Origin of the sequence: Streptomyces sp. KLMMK, from assembly GCF_036961605.1 — a bacterium.
Lineage (GTDB): Bacteria > Actinomycetota > Actinomycetes > Streptomycetales > Streptomycetaceae > Streptomyces > Streptomyces telluris.
Map to the genome: position 1 here is coordinate 1 of NZ_JBAMDC010000696.1, position 1,772 is coordinate 1,772.

Genomic DNA, 1,772 nt, shown 5'->3' on the forward strand with positions numbered 1-1,772 from the left:
GGCGGCGCGTGGCCGCGCAGAACATGGCGACGCTCCTGCTGTGCCTCGTCTTCCTCCTGCTGGCCCAGGGGTACGGACGGCCCTCCTACGTGGACCTCGCGCTGGTCGTGGCCGTGCTGGGGCCCGCCGGGACACTGGTCTTCACCCGCCTCCTCGGCGACGGGACCGGTGAACGGCCGCCCGGACTGCGTCTGCTCACCCCGGCCGTCCTGATCGCCACCCCGGCGACCATCGTCCCCCTGTGCATCGCGGCCGGCCCCGGCCGCGCCCTGGGTAAACTGGTCCTCATCGGCCTGCTGCTGATCGCCGGAGGGGTCGTCACCTCGGCGGCAGTGCGCCATGGCTGACGCGCTGATCGCCGTCGTGCTGCTGCTCGTGGCGGCCGCGGCCACGGTCGCGGTGCTGCAGCGCGACCCGGCCCGGCAGGCCGTCGTGCTCTCCCTGCTCGGTCTCGCGCTCGCCGCGCTGTTCACCGTCCTGCAGGCCCCCGACGTCGGTCTCGCACAGCTCGCCGTGGGCTCGGCCGTCACCCCGCTGATGATCCTGCTGACGGTCCGCAAGGTCCGGCGCGACGGGCGGCGGGAATGACGCGCCGCCTGCGGCTGTGGGTGCTGACCGCCGGCCTGCTCGCCACGGCCGCCCTGTACGCCGCCGCCTGCACGGAGCTGCCCGGCTTCGGCGGCTCCCGGCACCCCTACGGCGACCGGGCGGTGCGCGCCGCGCTGCAGCAGCACACCGCGAACGCCGTCTCCTCCGTCAACTTCGACCAGCGCGCCTTCGACACGCTCGGCGAGGAGACGGTCCTGTTCGCCTGCGTCCTCGGCACCGTCGTCCTGCTGCGGCGGACCCGCGACGAGAAACGCGTCCCGCCCGAGCCCGCCGACGTGCCGGCCGCGCTGCGCCGCTACGGCCTCCTCGTGCTGCCCGTCACCCTGCTCATCGGCCTCTACGTCATCGCGCACGGGCAGCTCAGCCCCGGGGGCGGCTTCCAGGGCGGCGTGGTCGTCGCCACGTCCCTGCACCTGCTGTACATCGCCGTCGACTACAAGGCGCTGGAGCGCGTCCGGCCCCTGGGGCTGTTCGAACTGGCCGACGGCACCGGGGAGGCCGCCTACGTGCTGCTCGGCGCGGCCGGGCTGATCGCCGGCTCGGCCTACCTTGCCAACACCCTGCCGCTGGGCACCTTCAACACCCTCTCCTCGGGCGGCACGGTGCCGCTGCTGAACGCCGCGGTCGGGGTGGAGGTCACCTCGGCCGTCGTCGTGCTGCTGGCGCACTTCCTCGGCCAGGCGCTGGAGATCGAAGGCGAGGACGACGACGCGAAGGACAAAGGACGCACAGCATGAGCCTGCTGCCCTACCTGACCGCCGGCTGGATCTTCCTCGTCGGCGTCCACGGCATCGCCACCAGCCGCAATCTGGTCCACGCCGTCGGGTGCCTGGCCGTCACCCAGTCCTCCACCTACGTCCTGCTGCTGGCCGTCGGCTACCGCAAGGGCGCCACGGCGCCCGTCTTCTCCGACCTGCCGACCGACGCGCCCGTCGTGGACCCGGTCGTCCAGGCCCTCGCCCTCACCGACGTCGTCGTGGGGGCGACCGTGACCGCCCTGCTGCTCGCCCTCGTCGTCCAGACCGCCAAGCGGCACGGCACCGTCGACCCGGACGAGCTGTCGGAACTGAAGGGCTGATCCGCGGTGGACCTGCTGCTCCCGCTGATCGTCGTGGTGCCGCTGCTGGGAGCGGCCGTGCTGGTGGCGGCAGGGCGTCGCGGCA

Annotated in this window: 4 protein-coding genes; all 4 read left to right on the forward strand. The window is 73.6% G+C overall.

Features of this window, described 5'->3' with window-relative positions; all coding sequences use genetic code 11:
* Window positions 1–347 (forward strand): MrpF/PhaF family protein (locus V7793_RS37220; RefSeq protein WP_336014120.1); only part of this gene is annotated, 347 nt, incomplete at its 5' end.
* Window positions 340–588, forward strand: a complete 249-nt coding sequence (locus V7793_RS37225) for a Na(+)/H(+) antiporter subunit B (protein WP_336014122.1) — start codon at window positions 340–342, stop codon at window positions 586–588. The genes V7793_RS37220 and V7793_RS37225, both read left to right, overlap by 8 nt.
* Window positions 585–1,346, forward strand: a complete 762-nt coding sequence (locus V7793_RS37230) for an MnhB domain-containing protein (protein ID WP_336014123.1) — start codon at window positions 585–587, stop codon at window positions 1,344–1,346. The genes V7793_RS37225 and V7793_RS37230 overlap by 4 nt, the downstream gene beginning before the upstream one ends.
* Window positions 1,343–1,687, forward strand: a complete 345-nt coding sequence (locus tag V7793_RS37235) for a sodium:proton antiporter (RefSeq protein WP_058043235.1) — start codon at window positions 1,343–1,345, stop codon at window positions 1,685–1,687. Before V7793_RS37230 ends, V7793_RS37235 begins: the two co-directional genes overlap by 4 nt.
* The last annotated feature ends 85 nt before the right edge of the window (window positions 1,688–1,772 follow it).